Source organism: Kitasatospora setae KM-6054 (genome assembly GCF_000269985.1).
GTDB lineage: Bacteria > Actinomycetota > Actinomycetes > Streptomycetales > Streptomycetaceae > Kitasatospora > Kitasatospora setae.
Map to the genome: position 1 here is coordinate 2,936,342 of NC_016109.1, position 23,180 is coordinate 2,959,521.

Annotated in this window: 17 protein-coding genes; 6 read left to right on the plus strand and 11 right to left on the minus strand. The window is 72.2% G+C overall.

The window, feature by feature from the left end:
• Positions 1-263: 263 nt before the first annotated feature.
• Complete coding sequence (locus KSE_RS12935) at positions 264-749, minus strand: ribose-5-phosphate isomerase (RefSeq protein ID WP_033258263.1); 486 nt, start codon at positions 747-749, stop codon at positions 264-266.
• A 71-nt stretch (positions 750-820) separates the two neighbouring features.
• The gene (locus KSE_RS12940; protein WP_014135761.1) at positions 821-1,417 is read right to left on the minus strand and encodes a biotin transporter BioY; all 597 of its coding nucleotides are present in this window, start codon (positions 1,415-1,417) and stop codon (positions 821-823) included.
• 276 nt (positions 1,418-1,693) lie between these two features.
• Here KSE_RS12940 and KSE_RS12945 point away from each other — a divergent pair, with 276 nt between their 5' ends.
• Positions 1,694-3,079 (plus strand): amino acid permease, encoded by a 1,386-nt coding sequence (locus tag KSE_RS12945; RefSeq protein ID WP_014135762.1) that lies wholly within the window; start codon positions 1,694-1,696, stop codon positions 3,077-3,079.
• 63 nt (positions 3,080-3,142) lie between these two features.
• On the opposite strand, the gene KSE_RS12950 is transcribed toward KSE_RS12945, so the two are convergent.
• Entirely contained in the window at positions 3,143-3,778 is a 636-nt protein-coding gene (locus KSE_RS12950) for a mycothiol-dependent nitroreductase Rv2466c family protein (protein ID WP_014135763.1), read from the minus strand.
• Positions 3,779-3,958: 180 nt separating this feature from the next.
• On the opposite strand from KSE_RS12950, the gene pepN reads away from it, so the two are divergent.
• On the plus strand, positions 3,959-6,544 hold the full coding sequence (gene pepN / locus KSE_RS12955; protein ID WP_014135764.1) for an aminopeptidase N: 2,586 nt from the start codon (positions 3,959-3,961) through the stop codon (positions 6,542-6,544).
• Positions 6,545-6,665: 121 nt separating this feature from the next.
• Here the strand turns inward: pepN and KSE_RS12960 are convergent, their stop codons facing one another.
• The 5 genes from KSE_RS12960 to acnA form a co-directional block, all read right to left on the minus strand.
• Positions 6,666-7,619, minus strand: a complete 954-nt coding sequence (locus KSE_RS12960; RefSeq protein ID WP_014135765.1) for a carbohydrate ABC transporter permease — start codon at positions 7,617-7,619, stop codon at positions 6,666-6,668.
• 10 nt (positions 7,620-7,629) lie between these two features.
• Positions 7,630-8,562 (minus strand): carbohydrate ABC transporter permease, encoded by a 933-nt coding sequence (locus KSE_RS12965; protein ID WP_014135766.1) that lies wholly within the window; start codon positions 8,560-8,562, stop codon positions 7,630-7,632.
• A 127-nt stretch (positions 8,563-8,689) separates the two neighbouring features.
• Positions 8,690-10,081, minus strand: a complete 1,392-nt coding sequence (gene ngcE / locus KSE_RS12970; RefSeq protein ID WP_014135767.1) for an N-acetylglucosamine/diacetylchitobiose ABC transporter substrate-binding protein — start codon at positions 10,079-10,081, stop codon at positions 8,690-8,692.
• A 374-nt stretch (positions 10,082-10,455) separates the two neighbouring features.
• Positions 10,456-11,787 (minus strand): glycoside hydrolase family 18 protein, encoded by a 1,332-nt coding sequence (locus KSE_RS12975; protein ID WP_014135768.1) that lies wholly within the window; start codon positions 11,785-11,787, stop codon positions 10,456-10,458.
• 169 nt (positions 11,788-11,956) lie between these two features.
• The gene (gene acnA, locus KSE_RS12980; RefSeq protein WP_014135769.1) at positions 11,957-14,617 is read right to left on the minus strand and encodes an aconitate hydratase AcnA; all 2,661 of its coding nucleotides are present in this window, start codon (positions 14,615-14,617) and stop codon (positions 11,957-11,959) included.
• A 403-nt stretch (positions 14,618-15,020) separates the two neighbouring features.
• On the opposite strand from acnA, the gene KSE_RS12985 reads away from it, so the two are divergent.
• The 4 genes from KSE_RS12985 (at position 15,021) to KSE_RS13000 (ending at position 17,647) form a co-directional block, all read left to right on the plus strand.
• Positions 15,021-15,542 carry a SigE family RNA polymerase sigma factor gene (locus tag KSE_RS12985; RefSeq protein WP_014135770.1) on the plus strand — a complete coding sequence of 174 codons (522 nt, stop codon included), beginning with the start codon at positions 15,021-15,023 and terminating at the stop codon, positions 15,540-15,542.
• A 62-nt stretch (positions 15,543-15,604) separates the two neighbouring features.
• Positions 15,605-16,486: a hypothetical protein gene (locus KSE_RS45780; RefSeq protein ID WP_014135771.1), complete on the plus strand. Its 882-nt coding sequence runs from the start codon at positions 15,605-15,607 to the stop codon at positions 16,484-16,486.
• A gap of 18 nt (positions 16,487-16,504) precedes the next feature.
• Positions 16,505-16,909: a type II toxin-antitoxin system VapC family toxin gene (locus tag KSE_RS12995; protein ID WP_014135772.1), complete on the plus strand. Its 405-nt coding sequence runs from the start codon at positions 16,505-16,507 to the stop codon at positions 16,907-16,909.
• Positions 16,910-17,092: 183 nt separating this feature from the next.
• Positions 17,093-17,647, plus strand: coding sequence for a hypothetical protein (locus tag KSE_RS13000; RefSeq protein WP_014135773.1), 555 nt, complete (start codon positions 17,093-17,095; stop codon positions 17,645-17,647).
• A gap of 160 nt (positions 17,648-17,807) precedes the next feature.
• Here KSE_RS13000 and argF read toward each other — a convergent pair whose 3' ends face one another.
• From argF to KSE_RS13015, 3 genes are all read right to left on the minus strand, one after another.
• Positions 17,808-18,809, minus strand: a complete 1,002-nt coding sequence (gene argF / locus KSE_RS13005; protein ID WP_014135774.1) for an ornithine carbamoyltransferase — start codon at positions 18,807-18,809, stop codon at positions 17,808-17,810.
• 163 nt (positions 18,810-18,972) lie between these two features.
• On the minus strand, positions 18,973-21,576 hold the full coding sequence (locus KSE_RS13010; protein WP_014135775.1) for a polynucleotide kinase-phosphatase: 2,604 nt from the start codon (positions 21,574-21,576) through the stop codon (positions 18,973-18,975).
• Complete coding sequence (locus KSE_RS13015) at positions 21,573-23,180, minus strand: 3' terminal RNA ribose 2'-O-methyltransferase Hen1 (protein WP_014135776.1); 1,608 nt, start codon at positions 23,178-23,180, stop codon at positions 21,573-21,575. Before KSE_RS13015 ends, KSE_RS13010 begins: the two co-directional genes overlap by 4 nt.

Genomic DNA, 23,180 nt, shown 5'->3' on the forward strand with positions numbered 1-23,180 from the left:
GGGGCGGTCGGCCCGGTGGGTTTCGGCCGCCGGGGACATGCCGGGTCCGGTCCGTATCGGTTCGCGGCTGTCGCGGAGTGACAGTTGGCGAGGCGTCATGACGATTCGGCAGCCCGAACTGACCGTGCCGGCGCTGGGCGTCGAGGAGCGGGGGCGCGGGGGCCGGAGCGTCGGTGTCGCGTTCGGTGTCGCGTTCGGGGGCGGCGGGGAGGCGCCGGGAACGACCGAGGGCGCCCGGTGGGGCGCCCTCGGTGCGGCTGCGCTCAGCCCTGCGGGTGGTGGGCCGGGATCGGCGGCAGTTCGCCGGTGGTCTCGTACTCGGAGAGCATCTCGATCCGGCGGGTGTGCCGGGGCTCGCCGCTGTACGGGGTGCTGAGGAAGATCTCGACGAACTTGGTGGCCTCGTCGAGGGAGTGCATCCGGCCGCCGACCGAGATGACGTTGGCGTTGTTGTGCTCGCGGCCGAGGGCGGCGGTCTGCTCGCTCCAGGCGAGCGCGGCCCGGACGCCCTTGACCTTGTTGGCGGCGATCGCCTCGCCGTTGCCGGAGCCGCCGATCACGACGCCCAGCGCCTCGGGGTCGGCGGCGGTGCGCTCGGCCGCCCGGAGGCAGAACGGCGGGTAGTCGTCCTCGGCGTCGTAGATGTGCGGGCCGCAGTCGACCGGTTCGTGCCCGGCCCCCTTCAGCCACTCGACGAGGTGGTTCTTCAGTTCGTATCCGGCGTGGTCGGAGCCCAGGTAGACGCGCATGCCCACGAGTGTGACATGCCACCGGGCCCGCTCCCCGACAGGGGCGCGGGCCCGGTGGCGGTGACGCCGGGTCAGCGGCGGCCGAGCAGTTTCCAGGTGAGCGGCAGGGCACCCATCGCGAGCACCACCTTGAGCGCGTCGCCGACCAGGTACGGGTAGAGGCCGAGGTGGGCGGCCGTGGCCAGCGGGACGTCCAGGGCGAAGGCCAGGTAGGGCACGCCGACGGCGTAGATCGCCAGGCTGCCGAGGGCCATCGCGGCCGCGGTGTGCAGCGGCTTGCGGTCGGCGCCGCGGCGGGCCAGCGCGCCGGTCAGCGCGGCGGCGGCCACGAAGCCGATCACGTAGCCGAGGGTGGCCAGGCCGGCGCCCGAGCTGCCCTGGGCGAACCAGGGCAGGCCGGCCATGCCGGCCGCCAGGTAGAGGCCGAGCGCGGCGGCGCCGCGGCGGGCGCCGAGCGCGGTGCCGACCAGCAGCGCGGCGAAGGTCTGCCCGGTGACCGGGACGGGCGAGCCGGGGACGGGCACCGAGAGCTGGGCGGCCAGGCCGGTCAGCGCGGCGCCGCCGGCCACCAGGGCCAGGTCGCGGGCCCGGGCGCCGAGGCGGGTGGCGGCCTGCGGCAGCAGGTCGGCGAGGACGGCGGTGGACGGTATCGGCGCGGCGATGGCCATGGCTGCTCCCTTGGGTGCCGGTGCGGGTGATCACCTGTGAACCTACGCGCTGTCAGGTGCCTCCCGCCGCGTCGGGCGTGACAAAAGCCGACCGGCCGGGCTTGTCGGGTCCGTCCTGTGACCGAGCCCTCACCGGTGCGCTCGGTGCGGGTCCGGTGACCGTCCGTGCGGGTCCCGTCCGGATGGCGGTACTGCCTGGGCGGGCCCCGCCGGATGCCGAATAGTGGACAGACCCTGCCAAAACATCCGTCGGTCGAACAGTCTGGATCCGCCGCCATGCCCCGCACCCCCTCCCCCGAGACCGCGCCCGCCCGGCCGCCGGCCCCCGAGGACGCGGGCCTGTCCCACGGCCTCAAGCAGCGCCACCTGTCGATGATCGCGCTCGGCGGGGTGATCGGCGCCGGGCTGTTCGTCGGCTCCGGGGCCGGGATCGCGGCGGCCGGGCCGGCCGTGGTGCTGGCCTTCGCCGCCTCCGGGCTGCTGGTGATGCTGGTGATGCGGATGCTCGGCGAGATGTCGGCCGCCCGGCCGGCCTCCGGCTCGTTCTCGGTGCACGCGGACCGGGAGATCGGGCCGTGGGCCGGGTTCACCGTCGGCTGGCTGTTCTGGGTGCTGCTCTGCGTGGGCGTCGCGGTGGAGGCGATCGGCGCGGCCGGCATCGTCTCCGGCTGGTTCCCGGCCGTGCCGTCCTGGGCCTGGGTCGCGGTGTTCATGGCCTTCTTCTGCCTGACCAACCTGGCCGCCGTGCGGAACTTCGGCGAGTTCGAGTTCTGGTTCGCCGCGGTGAAGGTGCTGGCGATCACCGCCTTCCTGGTGATCGGCGTGCTGGCGATCTGCGGCCTGCTGCCCGGCACCCCGGCGCCGGGGCTGTCCAACCTGACCGGCCACGGCGGCTTCCTGCCGAACGGCGCGAGCGGCCTGATCACCGGCCTGCTCGCCTCGGTCTTCGCGTACGGCGGCCTGGAGACCGTCACCATCGCCGCCGCCGAGTCGGAGGACCCGCGGCGCAGCGTGGCGGTGGCGGTGCGGACCGCGATGTGGCGGATCGCGCTGTTCTACGTCGGCTCGATGGCGGTCATCGTGACGCTGGTGCCGTGGGACGACCCGGCGGTGGTGAAGCCCGGGCCGTACGTGGCGGTGCTGGACGCGCTGGGCATCCCGGGCGCGGCGCAGCTGATGAACGCGGTGGTGCTGATCGCGCTGCTGTCCGCGATGAACGCCAACATCTACGGCTCCTCGCGGATGGCGCACTCGCTGGTCGCCCGCGGCCACGGCCCGCGCCCGCTGGCCCGGGTCTCCGGCGGGGTGCCGCGCCGGGCGGTGCTGGCGTCCTGCGGGTTCGGGTTCCTGGCGGTGCTGCTGTCGTACTGGTGGCCGGAGACGGTGTTCTCCTGGCTGCTGAACATGGTGGGCGCCGCGGTGCTGGTGGTCTGGGCGTTCATCTGCGCGGCCCAGCTGCGGATGCGGCGGCACCTGCGGACGGCCGAACTGCCGGTCCGGATGTGGGTCCCGTACCTGACCTACCTGGCGCTGGCGGCGATCCTGGCGGTGCTGGTGCTGATGACGCTGGACCCGGCGAACCGCGTCCAGCTGTACTTCACCGCCGGGCTGACCGCGGTGCTGGCGGCGGCCGGGTACCTGCGCGGGCGGCGGGCCGGCTGAGCGGAGGACGCCGGAGCCCCGCCCCCCGTGCGTACGGGGGGCGGGGCTCCGGCGTGCGGGCGGCTACTCGAAGGACGGGCCCGCGGTGCGGGTGCGCTTGATCTCGTAGAAGCCGGGGGTGGAGGCGACCAGGACGGTGCCGTCCCAGAGCCGGGCGGCGGCCTCGCCGCGCGGGGTGGGGGTGACCACCGGGCCGAAGAAGGCGACGCGGTCGCCGTCCGGGCCGTCGACCGCGATCACCGGGGTGCCGACGTCCTCGCCGACCAGGCCGATGCCCTCGGCGTGCGAGGCGCGCAGGGCCTCGTCGTGCGCGTCGGTGTCGGCGGCGTCGGCGAGCTCCTCGGGGAGGTTCGCGGCGCGCAGCGCGGCCACGATGGTCTCCCGGTTGTTGGGCAGGCCCTGGTTGTGGAAGCGGGTGCCGAGCTCGGTGTAGAGCGGGCCGAGCACCTTCTCGCCGTGCGCCTGGGCGGCGGCGATCAGCACCCGGACCGGGCCCCAGCCCGCGGCCAGCAGGTCGCGGTACTGCTCGGGCAGGTCGTCCCGGTTCTCGTTGAGGACGGACAGGCTCATCACGTGCCAGCGGGTGTCCACCGGGCGGAGCTGCTCCACCTCCTGCATCCAGCGGGAGGCCATCCAGGCCCAGGGGCAGATCGGGTCGAACCAGAAGTCGGCGATCTTGCGGGAGTCTGCGGTCGTCACTGACGGCGTCCTTCAGGAGTCGGCGGGTGTCGGGGCTTTCCCGGGGATGCAACGGCGGAAGGTCCCCGATGATTCCTCCCCCAGTGCAATGGCACAGAAGGCCCGGCGTGAAAGGATGCCCCCGCAAGGGGTGCCATGAACACTCCGAAAACCGTGTGTTCCGTACAGAGGAGTGCCGACGTGCCGGGCAAGAACCTGAGCCGTGAGGAGGCCCGCGACCGGGCCGCGATCATCCGGGTGGAGAGCTACCGCGTCCACCTGGACGTCAGTGCGGCGGCCGACCCCGGCCGGCCCACCTTCCGTTCCACCACCCGGATCTCCTTCGACTGCGCCGAGCCCGGCGCGACCAGCTTCGCCGACCTGCTGGCCCCCGAGGTGGTCGCGGTCGAGCTGAACGGCCTCGCGCTGGACCCGGCCGAGGTGTTCGACGGCGCCCGGGTGGCGCTGCCGGTGCTGGCCGCGCACAACGAGCTGACCGTGGTCGCCGAGTGCGCGTACAGCCGCACCGGCGAGGGCCTGCACCGCTTCGTCGACCCGGTGGACGGCGAGACCTACCTGTACACCCACTACGAGCCGGCCGACGCCCGCCGGGTCTTCGCGAACTTCGAACAGCCCGACCTGAAGGCCCCGTTCACCTTCACCGTGACCGCCCCGGCCGGCTGGGACGTGTACGCCAACGCGGTGCACGAGCGGATCACCGACGGGGGCGCCGCCCGCACCTGGGAGTTCGCCCCGACCCGGCCGATCTCCACCTACCTGACCGCCGTGGTGGCCGGCCCGTACCACGTGGTCCGCGACCACTACTCCCGCGAACTGCCCGACGGCACCGTGCTGGAGATCCCGCTCGCCGCCACCTGTCGGCGCTCGCTGGCCGCGCACTTCGACGCCGACGAGATCCTCACCGTCACCAAGCAGGGCCTGGACTACTTCCACCAGGAGTTCGACTACCCGTACCCGTTCGGCAAGTACGACCAGTGCTTCGTCCCGGAGTACAACATCGGCGCGATGGAGAACCCGGGCTGCGTGACCTTCCGCGAGGAGTTCGTCTTCCGCTCGAAGGTCACCGAGGCCGCGTACGAGACCCGGGCCAACGTGATCCTGCACGAGATGGCCCACATGTGGTTCGGCGACCTGGTCACCATGAAGTGGTGGGACGACCTCTGGCTGAAGGAGTCGTTCGCCGACTTCATGGGCTCCTACGCGCAGATCGGCGCCGGCACCAGGTACCGCTCCGCCTGGATCACCTTCGCCAACCGCCGCAAGGCGTGGGCCTACCGGCAGGACCAGCTGCCCACCACCCACCCGATCACCGCGGACATCCGCGACCTCGAGGACGCCAAGCTCAACTTCGACGGCATCACCTACGCCAAGGGCGCCTCCGTCCTCAAGCAGCTGGTGGCGTACGTCGGGGCGGAGTCATTCTTCGAGGGCGCCCGGGCCTACTTCAGGAAGCACGCCTTCGGGAACACCGTGCTGGACGACCTGCTGGACGCGCTGGAGGAGACCAGCGGCCGCGACCTGCGCAGCTGGGCCGCCTCCTGGCTGCAGACCTCCGGCGTCAACACGCTGACCCCCGAGGTGGCCGCCGACGCCGACGGCCGGATCACCGAGCTGGCGGTCCGCCAGGACGGCTCCCCGCTGCGCCCGCACCGGATCGCGGTCGGCCTGTACGACCGGGCCGCGGACGGCGCGCTGCTGCGCACCGACCGCTTCGAGCTGGACGCCACCGGGGAGCGCACCGTGGTCGCCGAGGCGGCCGGCCGCCCGCTGCCCGCGCTGGTGCTGGTCAACGACGACGACCTGACGTACTGCAAGGTCCGCTTCGACGAGCGCTCGCTGGAGACCCTGCGCGCCGGCCTCGGCGACCTCGCCGACGAGGCCGGCTCCGACGGGCCCAGCCTGGCCCGGGCGCTGGCCTGGTCCGCGGTGTGGAACCTCACCCGGGACGGCCTGATGCCGACCCGCGACTACCTCGACCTGGTGCTGCGCTTCGCCGGCCGGGAGTCCGACGTCGGCGTCCTGCAGTCGCTGCACCAGCAGTCCGCCGGCGCGCTGGCGCTGTACGCCGACCCGGCCCGCCGCGCCGACTACGGCAGCGCGCTGGCCGAGTGCGCGCTGCGCGAGCTGTCGCAGGCCGCCCCCGGCAGCGACCACCAGCTCGCCTGGGCCCGCTTCCTGGCCGACACCGCCACCGGCGCCGACCACCTGCGGCTGCTGCGCGGCCTGCTCGACGGCACCGACCGGATCGACGGCCTGGCGGTCGACCAGGAACTGCGCTGGACGTTCTGGCTGGCGCTGGCCGCGCACGGCCGGGCCACCACCGCGGAGCTGGCCGCCGAGCTGGAGCGCGACCACACCGCCAGCGGCCGCCGCCAGCAGACCCACTGCCTGGCCGCGCTGCCCACCCCGGGCGCCAAGGCCGCCGCCTGGAGCGCCGTGGTCGACTCCGACGAGCTGCCCAACGCCCTGGTGGAGGCCCAGATCGCGGGCTTCAACCAGCCCGGCCAGCGGGAGCTGACCGCCGCCTACGCCGGGCCGTACTTCGAGATGCTGGAGTCGGTCTGGGCCGAGCGCTCGATCGAGATCGCGATGCGGATCGTGGCCGGCTTCTTCCCGCGCTACCAGACCACCCCGGCGACCCTGGCGGCCACCGACGCCTGGCTCGCCGGGCACCCGGACGCCGCCCCGGCGCTGCGCCGGCTGGTGCTGGAGTGCCGGGACGACCTGGCCCGGGCGCTGCGGGCGCAGGAGTGCGACGCCGGCTGACGGCTGACGGCTGACGGCTGACGGCTGACGGCCGTCCCGAACGCGCGAAATGGGGCAACTCCCTCCTCTGGAGAGGGAGTTGCCCCAGGCGCAGGGGTGCCGCGGTTGCTTCGGGGTGCGGTTACTTCAGGGTGGCCGAGGTCAGACCGGCCTGGACCTGGCGCTGGAAGGACAGGTACACCACCAGTACCGGCAGCATCGCGATCGTCATGCCGGCGAACAGGCCTGGGAAGTCGCTGGCGTAGCCGGACTGCTGGGCCAGGTTCATCAGGCCCTGGGCCAGCATCGAGTGGTCCGGGTCGCTGCTCGACTTCTGCTGCATCAGGGTCAGCGGCAGCAGGTACTGGTTCCACTGGCCGAGCACGTTGAAGATGAACACGCTGATCAGGCCGGACTTCGCCATCGGCACCATGACCTGGAAGAAGGCCCGGGTGTGCGAGCAGCCGTCGATCATCGCGGCCTCGTGGACGGCGCTGGGCAGCGACCGGAAGAACGAGTGCAGGAAGAACACGGTGAACGGCAGCGAGTAGGCCGTGTAGACCAGGATCAGGCCGGCGTACTGGTTCAGGCCGAGCCACGGGATGACGGTGCCGAGGTTCTTCATCATGAAGAACAGCGGGACGAGCGCCAGGTAGACCGGGAACATCGCGCCGGCCACGAAGAAGTAGAAGATGATCCGGTTGCCGCGGAACTCGTAGCGGGCCAGCACGTAGGCGGCCATCGAGCCGAGCAGCATGGTCAGCGTGAGCGAACCCGCCAGCACGATCAGGGTGTTGAGGAAGAAGTCGCCGATGCCCTTGTCCCAGGCCCGGCTGAAGGCGCCGAAGCCCCAGTGCGAGGGCCAGCTCCAGGCGCTGTCGCCGATCTCCTTGTTGTTCTTGAACGAGCCGAGGATGATCCAGACCAGCGGGCCGATGATCAGGACCGCCCACAGGGCCAGGAAGCCGTGCGAGAAGACGTTGAGGACTCCCCCGCCGTCGGCGAAGCGCTGCTCCTTGCCGGGCTTGCGCGGCTTGTCGGCCGTGCTGGCGCGCTGGGCCGGGATGCCGGTGGTCGCGTCGGTGTTGGTGCTCATCGCGGGAACCTCAGAACTCGATCTTGTCGCGCCGGCTGACCCGGAGCGAGACGACGGACAGGACCAGAGTGATGAAGAAGATCACCACGCCCATGGCGCAGGCGTAGCCGGCCTTGCCGAAGGTGATGAAGTTGCGCATCAGCAAGGTCGCCATGATCTCGCTGTGGTGGTCCGGGCCACCGCCGTAGTACGAGCCCGGGGTCATCGTGGAGACCAGGGCGAAGGCGTCCATCGCGACGATCGCGAGGTAGACCCAGGCGGTCTGGATGCTCTCCCAGAGCAGCGGCAGCGTGATCTTGAAGAAGGTGGTGCCGCGCTTGGCACCGTCCAGCATGGCGGCCTCGTAGATGTCCTTCGGGATGCTCTGCATGGCGGCCGAGAACAGCACCAGGTAGAAGCCGACGCTGGACCAGATCAGCACGGCCATGACGCACCACAGGCCGAAGGTCGGGTTGGTCGTCCAGTCCCAGGGGTGCTGCTCGTCGGTGAGGCCGAGCGCGATCACGATGCCGTTGAGCAGGCCGCCCTTGTCGGTCCGGTACATGCCCTGGAAGAGCATCGACAGGATGGCGACCGAGAGCACCTGCGGGAAGAAGAAGACGACCTTGTAGAAGGCCGAGCCGCGCACGCCCTGGACGCCGCCGGTGCCGCTCTTGCCGCCCACGTTGAGCATGAAGGCGAAGAACAGCGCCAGCAGGATGGTGACCAGCGGCAGCACGATCAGCAGCAGCAGGTTGTGCTGCAGCGCGGACAGGAAGGCGCTGTCCTTGAACAGGGCGACGTAGTTGTCCAGCCCGACGAACTTCCTGGGCGGCGCGGCGCCGGGCCAGTCGGTCAGCGAGTAGCCGAAGGTCTGCGCGTAGGGCCAGATGACCAGGAAGATGTACAGCACGACGGGCACCACGAGGAACCCGAAGATGAACGGTGTTTTACGGTGTCGCATGGGAGCTGCTCCTGTCCGCCGACGGCCTGTGGTCAGACAGGCCCGGAACTGCGGTGTCGCGTGGAACGGCCGGGGTCCGCACGCGGACCCCGGCCTTGCGGTGTCAGGCCGTCGGCCTACCGGGGGGTCAGACCTTCTTGGAGGTCGCGGCCTTGCCGCGGGCGACCCAGTCGGCCGGGCTGATGCGCTTGTTGACCAGCTCGTTGGTGGCGTTCTGGATCTCGGCGTCGGCCGCGGTCTGCAGCTCCTGGAGGGTGAAGCTGAAGGTCGCCTCGGCCGCCTTGATCGCCGCGGCCGAGGACTTGGTGCCCGGCTTCAGCTGGACGTCCGGGTTGACGCCGTCCTTGAGCACGGTGAGCGAGTTCGCGGCCTTCACGAAGGTCGAGGAGCTCTCCTTGGTCAGCATCATGCGCAGGAACTCGAGGCCGCCGGCCTTGTTCGCGGCCTTGCTCGGCACCATGAACGGCTCGCCGGCGCCGGCCCACAGGGAGGTGGCGGCCAGCTTGTCCCCGGCCAGCGCCGGGATCGGCAGGAAGGCCATGTCGAAGTCGGCCGGGGTGGCGGCCAGCATCTCGTTCTCCAGCCAGGAGCCGGACGGGATGAAGGCGGCCTTGCCCTGGCACCAGGCGGTCTGCGACTCGGTGTGGGTCATGCCGTTGGTACCGGGGAGCAGGTAGTCCTTCTCCATGATCTGGTAGAAGGCGGTGACGGCCTTGAGCACGGCCGGGTCGTCCCAGGCCGCCGCCTCACAGGCGTTGAGCCGCTTGACCAGGTCCTGGCCGCCCTGCTTGGCGATCATGCTGAGGATGACGTAGTTCGCGTAGTAGGGGTACTTGCCCTGGTGCGCGAACGGGGAGACGCCGGCGGCCTTGATGGTGCCGCAGAGGGTGATGAACTCGTCCCAGGTCTTCGGGACGGCCCAGCCCTTGTCCTTGAAGAGCTTGGCGGAGTACCACAGGCCGAACACGGTGTAGACGTAGCTCAGCGAGTACATCTTGCCGTTGATGGTGCCCGCCTCGATGGTGCCGGGCAGCAGCACGTCGCGGATCTTCTTGGTCGGGTCGTCCAGGTACGGGGCGTCCAGCAGGACCGTCAGGTCGGTCAGCTGGTCGGCGCCGACCAGGACGTCGGCCTTCATGGCCTGGGCGCCGGAGTTGTCGAAGACGTCCGGCGGGCTGCCGGCGTTGAAGCGCGGCTGCAGCTTGCCGCTGATCTCCTGGGTGCCCAGGTGCGAGACCACGGCGCCGGCGTAGGCCTTCTTGTACGACTCCTCGAACTGCTTGGCGTAGTCGTCGCCGTAGCCGCCCGTGAAGATGACGACGTCCAGCTTGTCGGTGGCCTTCACGCCGAACGGGTTCTTGTTGTCACCGCCGAGCGTCGGGGACGCCGAGGCGCTGTCACCGCTGCCGGAACCGCCGGCGCAGGCCGCGAGCAGCGAGGTGCCGCCGGCCGCGAGGACGGTGATCGCGGCCGCGCGCTTGAACAGGTCGCGACGGTTGTACTCGGTTGCAGAGCCCATGAGTGCCCTAACCCCTCAGTTCCAGAAGAAGTGGAGCCGGAGTTGACGACGCGTCAACTCCCTTAGCCCGAAAGGTGCCCAGCGGCGAAGGTGCCGGTCAGAGGCGGTGTGATGATGCTGCAAAGGTATAGTCCACTGTTCACCCAGCGGCAATAGTCAGCGGGTCTGATAACAAACCTGACAGTCGAACCGTTGTCGGCGATGCAGCATGTGCAATGTGCAGGGACCCTGCTTATTGCGTGTCCGCGCCAGGAAAGAGCCGGAATCCGGCACGTTCGTGCGCGCTCGGGCATGGAAATGCGCAGCTTCGCGCAGCACGGTGTCCGAACCGTGCTGCGCGAAGCCGCGCGCGGAACCCTCCCCCCGACCGGGGGTCAGTGGTCCCGGAGGCCCTTGTCCAGGGCCGCGACCAGGGTGCCCTGGGCGTCGTCGTTGTCCAGCGACCAGGCCATCACGCCGCCCAGCTCGTTCTCCCCGACGTACCGGGCCTTGCGGGTCAGCAGGTCCGGGGTGTCGTACGTCCAGAACTCGGTGCCGTCGTACTTCCAGGTCGCGCCGTGCGCCCGGTCGGTGAAGACCGTGCCCGGTAGGTCCTTGATCCGGTTGTAGGGCAGGTTCCCGCCCCGGGAGAGGCCGGTGGCGGACTGGTACAGGCCGTTCTTCTTCGGGCCGGCCGGCACGCCCGTCCAGCCGTAGCCGTAGAACGGGACGCCCACCACGGCCTTCTTCGCGGGCAGGCCGCGGTCCAGGTAGGCCCGCACCACCCGGTCGACGCTCAGCTTCAGCCCGGAGGCGTCGGCCTGGTCGGCGTAGAGGTTGGCGTCGTGGTTGGTCGGCCCCTGGGCCTCCCACGGGCCGTGCAGGTCGTAGGTCATCAGGTTCAGCCAGTCGACCGACTTGGCGACCTTCTTGACCTCGAACTGGTCGATCTTCGACTCGCCGGCCGGCACCGCCGCGGTGAGCAGGTAGTGCGGGCCCTTCTTGCCGGACAGCGCGTCCAGCTGACGGCGGAACTCCTGCATCAGCAGGGTGTAGTTCTTCCCGTCCTCCGGCCGCACCACGTTGCCGCCGTCACCGCCGCCGCCCGGGTACTCCCAGTCGATGTCGATGCCGTCGAACACCCCGGCGCCCGCGCCCGCGCCGCCCTCGGCGGAGCCCAGCTGCGGCAGGTCGCCCTTGAGGTACAGGTCGATGCAGGAGGAGACGAACTTCTTCCGCGAGGCGTCGGTGAGCGCCGCGTCCGAGAAGTGCTTGGACCAGCTCCAGCCGCCCAGCGAGATCACCGCGCGCAGTTGCGGGTTCTTCGCCTTGAGCTTGCGGATCTGGTTGAAGTTGCCCTTGAGCGCCTGCTCGGCGGTGTCGGCCACGCCGTCCACCGACTCCTCGGCGCCGACCGGGCGCTGGTAGTCGGCCCAGGCGTCGCCCACCCCGGCCGCGTTGGCCTCGAAGCAGGTGCCGTCGGCGGAGACGTTGCCGAAGGCGTAGTTGATGACGGTCAGCTTGCTCGCCTGACCGCTGGTCTGGACGTTCTTGGCGGAGAAGCCGCTGTAGATGCCCCACTGGGTGAAGTAGCCGACCCGCTGGCCCTCCAGCCGGTGGGTCCTGCCGTGGTCGTCGTCCCCGTGGGCCTGGGCGGCGGCCGGCGAGACGAGCAGGGCGCCGAGCGTGGCCGCGACGAGGAGTGCGGCGGAGCTGCGTCTGGTCATTCCGTGAATCTCTCCGATTCAGCGTCAATTGGTATGGACCATGTGCTGTGGAGAGGTTTAGTCCACCCGGCGGGGCCCGCACAAGGGGAACGGCAGGATCCGTGCCAAGGAACGGCAAAGGCCGCACCGCCCCGCGCGGGGGTGGTGCGGCCTGTGACGTGTCGTTCCGTCAGCCGATGAGGCTGCGCAGCACGTACTGCAGGATGCCGCCGTTGCGGTAGTAGTCCGCCTCGCCGGGGGTGTCGATGCGCACGACGGCGTCGAACTCGACGGTGTTGCCCGCCGCGGCGACGGCCTTGACCTTGACGGTCTTCGGCGTGCGGCCCTCGTTCAGCTCGGTGACACCGGTGAAGTCGAAGGTCTCCTCGCCGGTCAGGCCCAGCGAGTCGGCGTTCTCGCCGGCCGGGAACTGCAGCGGCAGGACGCCCATGCCGATCAGGTTCGAGCGGTGGATGCGCTCGTAGGACTCGGCGATGACGGCCTTCACGCCGAGCAGCGCGGTGCCCTTGGCCGCCCAGTCGCGGGACGAGCCGGAGCCGTACTCCTTGCCCGCCAGGACCACCAGCGGGATGCCCGCGGCCTGGTAGTTCTGCGAGGCGTCGTAGATGAACGACACCGGCGCGTCGGCCTGGGTGAAGTCGCGGGTGTAGCCGCCCTCGGTGCCCTCCGCGATCTGGTTGCGCAGGCGGATGTTGGCGAAGGTGCCGCGGATCATCACCTCGTGGTTGCCGCGGCGCGAGCCGTAGGAGTTGAAGTCGCGCTTCTCCACCCCGTGCTCGGTGAGGTACTGCGCCGCCGGGGTGCCCGGCTTGATGTTGCCGGCCGGGGAGATGTGGTCGGTGGTGACCGAGTCGCCCAGCTTGGCCAGCACGCGGGCGCCGGAGATGTCGGTCACCGGGCTCGGGGTCTTGGCCATGCCCTCGAAGTACGGGGGCTTGCGGACGTAGGTCGACTCGGCGTCCCACTCGAAGGTGTTGCCGGTCGGGACCGGGAGCGACTGCCAGCGGTGGTCGCCGGCGAAGACGTCCTGGTAGCCCTTGTCGAACATGGCCTCGTCGATGGAGCCGGCGACGGTGTCGGCGACCTCCTGCTCGGACGGCCAGATGTCGGCGAGGAACACGTCGTTGCCGTCCGCGTCCTGACCCAGGGCGTCCCGGGTGATGTCGACGTTCATGTTGCCGGCCAGGGCGTAGGCGACCACCAGCGGCGGGGAGGCCAGGTAGTTCATCTTGACGTCCGGGTTGATCCGGCCCTCGAAGTTGCGGTTGCCGGAGAGCACCGAGACGACCGCGAGGTCCGACTCGTTCACCGCGGCGGAGACCTCCTCGGGCAGCGGGCCCGAGTTGCCGATGCAGGTGACGCAGCCGTAGCCGACCAGGTTGAAGCCCAGCTTCTCCATGTACGGGAGCAGGCCGGCCTTCTCGTAGTAGTCCATGACGACCTTGGAGCCGGGCGCCAGGGTGGTCTTGACCCAGGGCTTGACGTGCAGGCCCTTCTCCACGGCCTTCTTCGCCAGCAGGGCGGCGCCCAGCATGACGGAGGGGTTGGAGGTGTTGGTGCAGGAGGTGATCGAGGCGATCACGACCGCGCCGTTGTCGATCTGGTAGCTCGAACCGTCGGGGGAGGTGACGGTGGTCGGCTTCGACGCCTCGGCCGAGTAGGTCGGCAGCGCCTCGGCGAACTTCTGCGCGGCCTCGGCCAGGACCACGCGGTCCTGCGGGCGCTTCGGGCCGGAGATCGACGGGACGACGGTGGAGACGTCCAGCTCCAGGTACTCGGAGTAGACCGGCTCGACCGACGGGTCGTGCCAGAGGCCCTGCTCCTTGGCGTACGCCTCGACCAGGGCGAGCTGCTGCTCGTCGCGGCCGGTGAGCTTGAGGTAGTTGATGGTCTCGGCGTCGATCGGGAAGATCGCGCAGGTCGAGCCGAACTCCGGCGACATGTTGCCGATGGTGGCGCGGTTCGCCAGCGGGATCGCGGTGACGCCCTCGCCGTAGAACTCGACGAACTTGCCGACCACACCGTGCTTGCGCAGCATCTCGGTGATGGTGAGCACCAGGTCGGTGGCGGTGGTGCCGGCCGGGAGCTGGCCGTTCAGCTTGAAGCCGACCACCCGCGGGATGAGCATCGAGACCGGCTGGCCGAGCATCGCGGCCTCGGCCTCGATGCCGCCGACGCCCCAGCCCAGCACGCCCAGGCCGTTGACCATGGTGGTGTGCGAGTCGGTGCCGACGCAGGTGTCGGGGTACGCCTGGCCGTTGCGGACCATGACGGTGCGGGCCAGGTGCTCGATGTTGACCTGGTGGACGATGCCGGTGCCGGGCGGGACGACCTTGAACTCGTCGAACGCGGTCTGGCCCCAGCGCAGGAACTGGTAGCGCTCCTTGTTGCGGCCGTACTCGATCTCGACGTTCTGGACGAAGGCGTCCGGGGTGCCGAACTTGTCGGCGATGACGGAGTGGTCGATGACCAGCTCGGCCGGCGCAAGCGGGTTGATCTTGGACGGGTCGCCGCCCAGCTCCTTCACGGCCTCGCGCATGGTGGCCAGGTCGACCACGCAGGGCACGCCGGTGAAGTCCTGCATGATCACGCGCGCCGGGGTGAACTGGATCTCCTCGGACGGCTCGGCCGTCGGGTCCCAGCCGCCGAGGGCGCGGATGTGGTCGGCGGTGATGTTGGCGCCGTCCTCGGTGCGGAGCAGGTTCTCCAGCAGGACCTTGAGGCTGTACGGCAGCCGCTCGGCACCCTCGACGGCGGAGAGCTTGAAGATCTCGTACGACTCGTCGCCCACCTGCAGCGAGCTGCGGGCGTCGAAGCTGTTCGCGGACACGACTGACTCCTTCTTGGTCCACCCGGTGATAAGGTAAGCCTTAGCTAACCTGCCTGCTGTCGCTTACCGAGCCGATGTGATGGGGGCCTGTAACCCTCGGCAAGTATCTTGACGTCAAGATAAAGCGTAACGCGGAATGTATCTCGATGTCGAGATAAACCATAGTGCATGGGGTCCGCCCGCACTCCACCGGCTCGCCCCACCAGGGTGCACCCCCCGACCCCCCGCGCACGACCGGGGCGCAACGCAACCGGCCGCCTCGCGCGTCTGTCCTTGTGGGCGGGGACGCGTGCACGGCCGGGCCCGAGAACACCCGGCACGGCGGCGGACGACAGCGGGGCGACACGCGGACGACAGCGGACGCCGACAGCGGGCGACGACGGACGGCGACAGGGGCGCGCGGGTGGCGGTGGGACGGCGCAGGGCGGCCGAGGAGCGGCGCGAGTTCGAGGAGTTCGCGCACTCCCGGGGCGCCGCGCTGTTCCGCACCGCACTGCTGCTGTGCGGCGACTGGCACCTCGCCGAGGACCTCACCCAGACCGCCCTCGCCCGGATCTACGCCTCCTGGAACCGGGTCAAGCACGCCGACAGCCCCGCCGCGTACGCCCGCACCGTGCTGGTCCGCTGCTACCTCTCGCACCGGCGGCTGCGCCGCAGCACCGAACTGCCCGTCCTGGACAGCATCCCCGAGCAGGCCGCCCCCGACCACGACCCCGCGCTGCGGGTCGCCCTGCTCGCCGCGCTCGCCGAACTGCCGCCCCGGGACCGGGCCGTGCTGGTGCTGCGCTACTGGGAGGACCGGAGCGTCGACGAGACCGCCGCCGAGCTCCAGCTCTCCCCCGGCACCGTCCGGGTCCGCGCCCTGCGGGCCCTGACCAGGCTGCGCCGGCAGCTCGCACCGCACCTGGACAGCCTGGTGCCGTGAGCCCCCTCGTAACGACCGCACCGCACCGCACCGCACCGCCCGTGAGAAAGCGAGAGACCCCGATGCCAGAGCAGGAGCTGAGCGACGTCTTCGTGCGGGCGGTCGGGGACAGCGCGCCCGACCTCGGCCTGCTGGTCGCCGGGGCCACCGCCGAGGGGCGGGCCATCCGGCTGCGGCGGCGGTTCGCGCTCGGCGGGGCGGTCGCCGTGGTCGCCGTGCTGGCGGTCGGCGGCGGGCTGCTGCTGCGGCCCGCCGCGCCCGGCCGGCCCGGCGTCACCGCGGCCGGACCCGGCGCCCCGGCCGCCGTCCCGGCCGCCTCCACCGGCCCGACCGGCCCGACCGGCCCGGCCCGGCCCGCGCTGCTCGACGCGCTGCTGGCGCACCTGCCGGCCGAGTTGCTGCTGGACGACTGGTCCGAGGACGGCAGCGGCCCGGACGGCCCGCCCGAGTCCTCGGTCCGGGCCCGGTTCCACCGGGCGTCCGGCACGGACGCCGGGACGATCGAGGTCCGACTGCTCCGGCCCGCCGAACTCCCCACCGGCCAGGGCTGGGAGCGCGACTGCGACGACCGCGCGGCCACCGAGGTCTGCGCCCCGGTCACCGAGCAGGACGTCAGCGGGGTGATCCTCGCCCTGCCGGGCAAGGACGACCAGGTCGTCTACCGGGCGGACCTGGCCGACCGGCACGGCGCCCGGATCGTCCTGACCGCCACCGGCCCGGACGGCCACGGCGCCCCGCCACTGGAACGGGACGCCCTGCACAAGATCGCGGTGTCCCTCTGCACGCTGCCGCCCACCGAGGAGGACCGGGCCCGGGCCCGGGCCCGCAAACAGGCCGCGGAGGCCACCGCCGTCCCGTCGTCCGCACACCCCTCCCCCGCCCTCACCCTGCCGCCGGGCACCACCGCCAGCGGGGTCGGCCCCGGCGGCGGCGCGGGGCGGTGACCGGGCTACGGTGGGCGGGTGATCGTGGTGGATGCCTCCGCAGTGGTGCTGTCGCTCTCCGACCGTGGACCCCGGGGCGACGCCGCCCGGGCGCTGCTGGCCGCCGACCCCGAGTGGGTGGCGCCCGAGCACGTGGTGATCGAGGTGATGCAGTCGCTGCGCGGCCTGTACCTCGCCAAGCAGCTGACGGCCGAGGAGGTCGCCGAACTCACCCGCCGGCTGCCCGGGTTGGCCATCCGCAAGGTGGAGGTCGCCCCGCTGCTCGGCCGGATCTGGGAGCTCAAGGACAACCTGACCCCGGACGACGCCGCCTACGTCGCGGTCGCCGAACTCCACGGCGCCCCGCTGGTCACCGCCGACCTCCGCCTGATGCGCGCCAGCGGACCGCGCTGCGAGATCCGCGGCATCCCCGCGGCGGACTGAACCCGCACCGCCCACACGCCGTTCGCGCCCCGCGCCCCGCGCACACCGCCGGGCCGCACCCCGTTCGAACGCGGTTCCCGTACGGGTGACTGCGGGCGGCGGCGCGGCACGGCGGCGTGCGCGGGCGGGCGGGGGCGGCCACCGTGGCGGGTGTCGTCCTGCCAGTCCGTCGGAAGGTCCGCGATGCCCCTGTCCTCCGCTGCCGGTGCGCTGTTGGTGCCGCTCGCCCTGCTGCCGGTCGGCCCGCCCGGCGCCCAGCTCCCGGCGGGGTCCGGCGGCCCGGTCGCGCCGGGGGTCGACCGGGTGGTGGACGCCCGCTTCGACCGGGCGGACGGCATCGTCCCGGCACGGGCGATCACCCACGCGCCCGACCTGGTCCCGTACGGCTCGCAGGTGCGGGTGACGGTCGGCCGGGCGGCCGGGCACACCTCCGTCACGGTGGAGCTCGCCGGGGTGGCCGGCCCGCACGAGTTCCCGGCGCACGTGCACACCGGCTCCTGCGGCGCCGACCCGGCGGCCTCCGGACCGCACTACCAGCAGGTGCCGGGGTCGGACGCCCCCGACAACGAGGTGCGGATGACGCTGCGGACCGACCCGGGCGGGGCCGGCAGCGCCTCGGCGACCGTCCCGTGGGAGTTCCGGCCCGGCGAGGCGCACTCGCTGGTGCTGCACGCGGGCAACCCGGCCGGGCCGCACGCCCCGGGCGACCGCGCGGCCTGCGTGGACGTCGACTTCTGAGGCCCCGCCCGTGCGCGGGCGCGCGGACGCCCGCCGGGGCGGTGGCCCGGCGGGCGTCCGTGACCGCTGCGGCGGCCGGACCGCGGTGACCAGGCCGTGGTGGTGGGTGCTGCGGCGGTCGGTGCCGCAGGCCGGTGTTCCGGGCCCGCTCCGGCCGCGGTCAGGAGCCGAGAGTCGCCACCATCACGGCCTTGATGGTGTGCAGCCGGTTCTCGGCCTGGTCGAAGACCACGGAGTGGTCGGACTCGAACAGCTCGTCGGTGCACTCCAGCTCGGACATGCCGGTGAGCTCGTGCATCTGCCGGCCGACCTCGGTGCCCAGGTCGTGGAACGCGGGCAGGCAGTGCAGGAACTTGACCGCCGGGTTCCCGGTGGCGCGCACCGTCTCCATCGAGACCTGGTAGGGCTTGAGCAGCGCGATCCGCTCGGCCCAGACCTCCTTGGGCTCGCCCATCGAGACCCAGACGTCGGTGTAGAGGAAGTCCGCCCCCGCGACGCCGGCCGCCACGTCCTCGGTGAGGGTGATCCGGGCGCCGCTGGCCTCGGCCAGCGACTCGGCCGCCTTGCGGACCTCCTCGGCGGGCCAGAGCGAGGCCGGCGCGACGATCCGGATGTCCATGCCCAGCAGCGCGCCGGTGACCAGGATCGAGTTGCCCATGTTGAAGCGGGCGTCGCCGAGGTAGACCAGGGTGGTCTCGCTCAGCGGCTTGGCGGAGTGCTCCTGGATGGTCAGCACGTCGGCCAGCAGCTGGGTGGGGTGCCACTCGTCGGTCAGGCCGTTCCAGACCGGGACGCCCGCGTGCGCGGCCAGCTCCTCGATGATCTCCTGCCCGTCGCCGCGGTACTCGATGCCGTCGAACATCCGGCCCAGCACCCGCGCGGTGTCCTTGATCGACTCCTTGTGCCCCATCTGCGACCCGGCCGGGTCCAGGTAGGTGGTGGACGCGCCCTGGTCGTGGGCGGCCACCTCGAAGGCGCAGCGGGTCCGGGTGGAGGTCTTGGCGAAGATCAACGCGATGTTCTTGCCGCGCAGCCGGGGCTGCTCGGTGCCCGCGTACTTGGCCGCCTTCAGCTGGGCCGCCAGGTCGACCAGGTGCCGGAACTCCTGGGGAGTGAAGTCGAGCTCCTTGAGGAAGTGCCTGTTCCGGAGGTTGAACGCCATACCGGTCTCCTGGGTCGATCAACGGACTGAGAGAGGAAGTGTATACGAGTAGTCGAATATTCATGCAACACTTTGATGGCCGACACGCGACCCGGGCCCGGGCACGGGGTCCGGTGCCGGGGTTCGACACCGAACGTCCCGGGCGTCCCGGGCGCCCCGGGCGTCAGAGCCGGGGGTCGACCGGCTCGGACTCCAGGGCCAGCACCGCGAACACCGCCTCGTGCACCCGCCACAGCGGCTCGCCGGCCGCCAGCCGGTCCAGCGCTTCCAGGCCGAGCGCGTACTCGCGCAGGGCGAGCGAGCGCTTGTGGCCGAGCGAGCGCTGGCGCAGCCGGTCCAACTGCCGGGTGTAGTCCGGGCCGTAGATGATCCGCAGGTACTCGCGGCCGCGGACCTTCAACCCGGGCTGGACCAGCCGCCCGGAGCCGTCCCGGTGGATCGGCTCGACCGGCTTGACCACCATGCCCTCGCCGCCGGCCGCGGTCAGCTCCTCCCACCAGGCGACGGCGGCGGCGATCGAGTCCTCGTCCTCGGTGTCGACCGCCATCCGCCCGGTGCGGTGCAGCACCGGCGCGCCGCCCGCCTCCTCCGCGCGCCGCCGGTCGGCGTCGACCAGCCGGTCGATCAGCGCGAGGTGCTCGGTGTGCGGGCGCAGCGCGAGGTTGGCACCCTCGGCGGCGAGCAGCTGGAACGGGGCCAGCCGGATGCCGTCGAGGCCCTCGGTCGGCCAGCAGTAGCGCTGGTACGCCTCGACGAAGGCCCGGGCGTCGGCGGCGCGCTCCTGCTGGAGGCCGGTCAGCTCCGCCACGTCCAGCCCGCGGGCGGCGGCCCGGGAGAGGGCGTCGAGCGCGGTGGGCAGGGCGGCGCCGGCGGCCGCGCCGACGGCGGCGTACTGGCGGCGCAGCAGCTCGACCGCCTTGAGCGACCAGGGCATCAGCTCGGCGTCCAGCAGCAGCCAGCCGGTGCCGAGTTCGTCGAACAGGCCGGTGTCCTCGGCGGCGGCCCGGACCCGGTCGAGGACCGCGTCGGTGAGCTGCCGGTCGTCGAGGAAGGCCCGGCCGGTCCTGGTCCAGATCGCGCCGGGGCCGGGCAGGCCGAAGCGCTTGTCCAGGGCGGCCTCGTCCCGGGCGACCAGGACGACGGCCCGCGAGCCCATGTGCTTCTCCTCGCAGACCAACTGCCGCACCCCGTCCTGCCGGTAGGCGAGGAACGCCTCCTCCGGGTGTTCCAGCAGGCCCTCGCGCCGGGCGGTCGGCGAGGGGGCCATGGTGGGCGGCAGGTAGGCGAGCAGCCGCGGGTCGAGCGCGAAGCGGCTCATCACCTCCAGCGCGGCGGCGGCGTTCTCCTCCCGGACGGCGACGTTGCCGAGCCTGGCGGTCTCCACCACCCGGCGGCCGGCCACGTCGGCCAGGTCGAGCGGGCGGCCCTCGCGGCCGCCGGGCGCGTCGGTGCGCATCGGGCGGACCGGCTCGTACCACTCCCGCTCGGCCGGGACGGCGACGACCTCCCGCTCCGGGTAGCGCAGCGCGGTCAGGCTGCCGCCGAACACGCAGCCGGTGTCCAGGCAGATGGTGTTGTTGAGGAAGCTCGCCACCGGCACCGGGGTGTGGCCGTAGACCACCAGGGCGCGGCCGCGGTACTCCTCGGCCCACGGGTAGCGCACCGGCAGGCCGTACTCGTCGGTCTCGCCGGTGGTGTCGCCGTACAGCGCGTGCGAGCGGACCCGGCCGGAGGCCCGGCCGTGGTACTTCTCCGGCAGGCCGGCGTGGCAGACCACCAGCGCGCCGCCGTCCAGCAGGTAGTGGCTGACCAGGCCGCGCATGAACTCCCGGACCCGGGCCCGGAACTCGTCGCTCTCGGCGGACAGCTGGTCGATCGACTCCCGCAGGCCGTGCGAGACGGTGACCTTGCGGCCGCCCATCCAGCGGCCCAGCTTGTTCTCGTGGTTGCCGGGGACGCAGAGGGCGTGGCCGGCCCCGACCATGCCCATCACCAGGCGCAGCACGCCCGGCGTGTCCGGGCCGCGGTCGACCAGGTCGCCGACGAACACCGCGGTGCGGCCCTCGGGGTGCGCGGCGTCGACGGCGCGCCCCTGCTCGTCGCGGGTGACCGCGTAGCCGAGCCGGCCGAGCAGGGTCTCCAGCTCGGAACGGCAGCCGTGGATGTCGCCGACGATGTCGAACGGGCCGGTCAGGTGCCGCAGGTCGTTGAACCGCTTCTCCGGGACGATCTCGGCGTGCTCGACCTCCTCGACGCCGCGCAGCACGTGCACCTTGCGGAAGCCCTCGCGCTCCAGCCCGCGCAGCGAACGGCGCAGGTCCCGCTGGTGGCGGGGGATCACGTGCGCGGGCAGCTGCCGGTCCGGCCGGGCCCGGTTGCGCTCGGCGCACACCTCGGCCGGGACGTCCAGCACGATGGCGATCGGCAGCACGTGGTGCTCCCGGGCGATCGCGACCAGCGCCCGGCGGGCGTGGTCCTGGACGTTGGTGGCGTCGACCACGGTGCGCCGGCCCGCCGCGAGCCGCTTGCCGACGATGTAGTGCAGCACGTCGAAGGCGTCGGCGGAGGCGGACTGGTCGTTCTCGTCGTCGGCGACCAGGCCCCGGCAGAAGTCGGAGGAGACCACCTCGGTGGGCTTGAAGTGCTTGCGGGCGAAGCTGGACTTGCCGGAGCCGGTGCTGCCGATCAGCACCACCAGCGAGACGTCGGTGACGGGCAGTCGGCGACCCGCCCGGTCGGGGGTCGTCTCCGGGGTTTCGGTGCTCATCGGTGGGCGCTCCCTTCCGGGGCGGTGGTGGTGGCTTCAGGGGTGTCCGCCGCCTCGGCGGCGAGGCGGAAGTGGGCGAGCTGGGTGGGCGCCCCGACCTCGGGGTCGAGCGGGCCGACCGGTTCGAGGTCGACGGTGTACCCGTACGTCCCGGCGACCTGGCGCGCCCAGGCCGCGAACTCGGCGCGGCTCCACTCGAAGCGGTGGTCGTCGTGCCGCATCCGCCCGGCGGGCAGGGTCTCCCAGCGCACGTTGTACTCGGCGTTCGGGGTGGTGACCACGACCGCGGCGGGCCGGGCCGCACCGAACACCGCGTACTCCAGCGCGGGCAGCCGGGGCAGGTCCAGGTGCTCGACGACCTCGCACAGCACCGCCGCGTCGTACCCCTTCAACCGGGCGTCGGTGTACGTCAGCGCGCCCTGGACCAGCTTGACCCGGCGGGCCTGGCGCTCCGGCAGCCGGTCCAGCCGGAGCCGGCGGGCGGCGATCGTCAGCGCGCGGGAGGACACGTCGACACCGAGCACCTCGGTGACCCGCGGCTCCTTGAGCAGCGCGCCCACCAACTCGCCCTGCCCGCAGCCCAGGTCGAGCACCCTGGCCGCGCCGGTGCGGGCCAGCGCCGCCAGGATCGCCGCCCGCCGCTGCGCGGCCAGCGACCCGCCGCGCTCGGCGTCCGCGGCCGGGCCGACCGTCTCGGCGGGCCCGGCCGGCCCGGCCTCCGCGCCCTCGACGCCTTCCACCGCCTCCCCGGCCTCCCCTGCCTCCCCGACCTCCGGAGCCTCCGGGACGTCCGGGACGGCGTTGTCGATCTCCTCGGCCTCGCGGTCGTCGGCCTCGGCCAGGCGGGCCAGGGCGAGGCGTTCCATCGCGAGCCTGGTCAGCGACCAGCGGCGGGAGAGGTAGCGGCGGGCGATCAGGGCCTGTTCGGGGTGGTCGGCGAGCCAGCCCTGGCCGGCCGCGAGCAGCTTGTCGACCTCGTCGGGGGCGACCCAGTAGTGCTTGGACCCGTCGAGGACGGGCAGCAGCACGTAGAGGTGCTGCAGCGCGTCGGCGAGCCGCAGGGTGCCGGTCAGTTCGAGCCGGACGTACCGGGAGTCGCCCCACTCGGGGAAGGCTTCGTCGAGCGGGACGGGCCGCGCGTCGACCTGCCAGCCCAACGGGGCGAACAGCCGCTCCACCAGCTCGGGTCCCTCCGCACCGGCCACCGGGACGGCGGGCAGTCCGATCCGCAGCGGGATGGCCCGACCGGGCAGCTCGGGGCGGTGCACGCACTCGCCCTTCATCGCGGACCGGTAGACCGTGCGCAGCGCCACCGCGAGCAGCGAGGAGGCGGCGTACGGGCGGTCGTTGACGTACTGGGCGAGCGCGTGGTCGGGCGAGCCGGACCGGCCCTTGCCGCGCCCCTGGCGGAGCAGCGCGGCGGGGTCGACCTCCAGCAGCAGCGCGGCCGTGCAGACCTGCTCCCCGCTCTCGGGGTAGAAGACGTGCGCGGTGCCGTGCGTGGTGGCGAACCGCTGCACCTTGTCAGGATGCTTGTGCAGCAGGAAGCCCAGGTCGGAGGCGGGGTTCTCGGCGGTGCCGGTAGTGGAGATCGATACGAACAC

Coding starts and splice junctions, on each gene's coding strand:
- KSE_RS12935 (WP_033258263.1), bottom strand. CDS start 749: ATGCGCGTCTACCTGGGCTCCGACCACGCCGGATACGAACTGAAGAAC.
- KSE_RS12940 (WP_014135761.1), bottom strand. CDS start 1,417: ATGGCCATCGCCGCGCCGATACCGTCCACCGCCGTCCTCGCCGACCTG.
- KSE_RS12945 (WP_014135762.1), top strand. CDS start 1,694: ATGCCCCGCACCCCCTCCCCCGAGACCGCGCCCGCCCGGCCGCCGGCC.
- KSE_RS12960 (WP_014135765.1), bottom strand. CDS start 7,619: ATGAGCACCAACACCGACGCGACCACCGGCATCCCGGCCCAGCGCGCC.
- KSE_RS12965 (WP_014135766.1), bottom strand. CDS start 8,562: ATGCGACACCGTAAAACACCGTTCATCTTCGGGTTCCTCGTGGTGCCC.
- ngcE (WP_014135767.1), bottom strand. CDS start 10,081: ATGGGCTCTGCAACCGAGTACAACCGTCGCGACCTGTTCAAGCGCGCG.
- KSE_RS12975 (WP_014135768.1), bottom strand. CDS start 11,787: ATGACCAGACGCAGCTCCGCCGCACTCCTCGTCGCGGCCACGCTCGGC.
- KSE_RS45780 (WP_014135771.1), top strand. CDS start 15,605: ATGCCAGAGCAGGAGCTGAGCGACGTCTTCGTGCGGGCGGTCGGGGAC.
- KSE_RS13000 (WP_014135773.1), top strand. CDS start 17,093: ATGCCCCTGTCCTCCGCTGCCGGTGCGCTGTTGGTGCCGCTCGCCCTG.
- argF (WP_014135774.1), bottom strand. CDS start 18,809: ATGGCGTTCAACCTCCGGAACAGGCACTTCCTCAAGGAGCTCGACTTC.
- KSE_RS13010 (WP_014135775.1), bottom strand. CDS start 21,576: ATGAGCACCGAAACCCCGGAGACGACCCCCGACCGGGCGGGTCGCCGA.